The 2,062-nt window shown below is 75.6% G+C and carries 1 protein-coding gene; it reads right to left on the bottom strand.

Features of this window, described 5'->3' with window-relative positions:
- Nucleotides 1-2,062, bottom strand: a 2,062-nt coding sequence (locus tag Mterra_RS23540) for an FHA domain-containing protein (protein WP_119316823.1), incomplete at both ends; no start/stop codon positions are given.

The raw sequence follows: 2,062 nt of genomic DNA, 5'->3' as shown, positions 1-2,062 counted from the left end.
GGGCGGCAGCGGGGCCGGGGGCGCGGCCACGGCGGGCTCGACCACCTCGACCCGCACCTTGCGCACGGCCTCCTCGCCCGCGGCGTTGCGCGCCCGCAGGGTGAACTCGGTGGTCTGCTCGGGGGCGGCGAGCTGCTGCGAGCCGCTGGGGCCTACCGTGCCCACGCCGTCGAGCTCGACGGAGGCGGCGTTGGCGGTGCGCCAGAAGAAGGTGAGGGTCGCGCCGTCGCCCCGGGTCACGCGCAGGGGCTTGACGCTGAAGCCCTCGATGCGCGGGGCGGGAAAGCGCACCGTGACCCTGAGGCTGCGCTCGGCCCGCTGCTCGCGGTTGACGGCGACCAGCCGGTAGGTGAGGGTGGCGTCGGGCCTGTCCTGGTAGCTGCCGCTGGCCTTCACGGTGCCCAGGGGCTCGAGCGTGACGCTCTGGGCCCCGCGCACCCTCCAGCGCAGCAGCACCGGCTGGCCCTGGTACAGCTCGCGCGGGGTGGCCTCGAAGGCCTCGATCACCGGGGGGTCGGCGGGAGGTTCGCGCACGGCCACCGTGAGGCGCTCCTGGCTGTTGCGCCAGCGCCCGTAGGCCACCAGCGTGAGGTCGGCGGGGGCCTGGAAGCCCTTCTCCAGGGCGTAGCGCTCCCCCCGGGGGTCGAGGCTGACCCCCAGCGGGCGCAGCTCGAGCCGCTTGGCGCCGCTGACGCGGTAGTGCAGCGTGACCGGCTGCCCGGCGTAGGGCTGGGCGGGCTCGAGGGCGAAGCGGGTGATGCTCGGGGGCCGCGTCCACCACCAGCCCAGCAGGCCGAGCAGCACGAGCAGCGCCGGCACGGCCCACGCCGGCAGCAGGCCCCGGTGGTTGAACTGGGCGCCCTCGCTGAGCGGCTTGGCCTGGGCGCCCTCGGGCAACTCCAGCGCCTCGGTGCGCACCTGGAAGCTGTAGGGGCGCACCGCGCCGAAGAGCCGCAGCGGAGCCCGCACCCGCAGCGCGACCTCGACGCTCTGGCCGGGCTCGAGCCGGAACTGCGGGGCCGGCTCGGGCCGTTCGGGGCGCGGGGCCGCGGGCGGTTTGCGGGCGTTGGGGTCGTGGCCGCTGAACTCCTCGAGCTGCTGCTTGTACCACTGCGCCCGCCGCAGGACGGGGCCCAGCGTGCGTTCCCACAGGCTGCGCAGGGCGTTTTCCAGCGGGCGCGTCGCCATGCGGAACCAGCGCAGCAGCAGGTTGCGCTGCCGCTCGTTGAGCTCGAGGGCCGGCGCCTTGCGGTCGTCGAAGCGGTAACCGAGCTGGTGCTGATCGTCGCCGGCCAGGAGGCCGTAGCGGGCGGGCGCGTTGCCGGTGTTGACCAGCCGGACCCGGTACACGGCGGTGCGGCGGGCGGTGGCGACGGGGGGCTCGAGGCTCAGCCGGTGCTCGGCGAAGGGCAGGACCCTCCAACGGGCCGGGGCCGACCCCGCCTCGCGCGGGTTCTCCCGGGAGCGGGCCAACACCTTGACGTCGTACTCGCCCGCCCGGTCCTCGGGGCCGCGCGGCACCTGCACGGCGAGGGGCACGGCGGCCTGCTGCCCGGGGTTGAGCTGGACCTCGGGCCGCTCCAGCAGCCAGGCCTCGGGAACCCCCTCCACCTCCAGCCGGAAGTGGTCGACCAAGGTGCCCAGGTTGATCAGCTTGACCTGCAGGCGGGCCGGCTCGCCGGGGAGGAGGGTGAGCTCCTCGGCCTCGAGGCTCACCCCGATGCGCTGGCCGCCCGCCGTGGTGGGCGGGTCGAGCCGCAGCCAGTAGGGGGCCAGGTGCACCAGGCTGCGCCAGGGCCAGGGGCTGGGCATCTGGGGCAGCAACTGCTGGGGCGGGCCGCCGCCGTAGAGCCAGGTGCCGTTGGTGGAGCCCAGGTCGGTGACGTCGGCGCGCTCGCCGTTCCAGTCCACCCGCAGGTGGTGGCGGGAAACCCGCTCGGACTCGAGCACCACGTCGTTGCCCTCCAACCGCCCGATCCGCAGGCCGCCGCGGCCCAGCTCGATCACGCGCAGGACCTGGCCCTGGGCGTCGCACAGGCTCAGGCGGGGGTTGGGGCTGGGG

Origin of the sequence: Calidithermus terrae (assembly GCF_003574345.1) — a bacterium.
In the GTDB taxonomy this organism is placed as follows: domain Bacteria; phylum Deinococcota; class Deinococci; order Deinococcales; family Thermaceae; genus Calidithermus; species Calidithermus chliarophilus.
The sequence above is the reverse complement of the archived record's forward strand: the minus strand, read 5'-3'. Positions and strand labels throughout refer to the sequence as shown.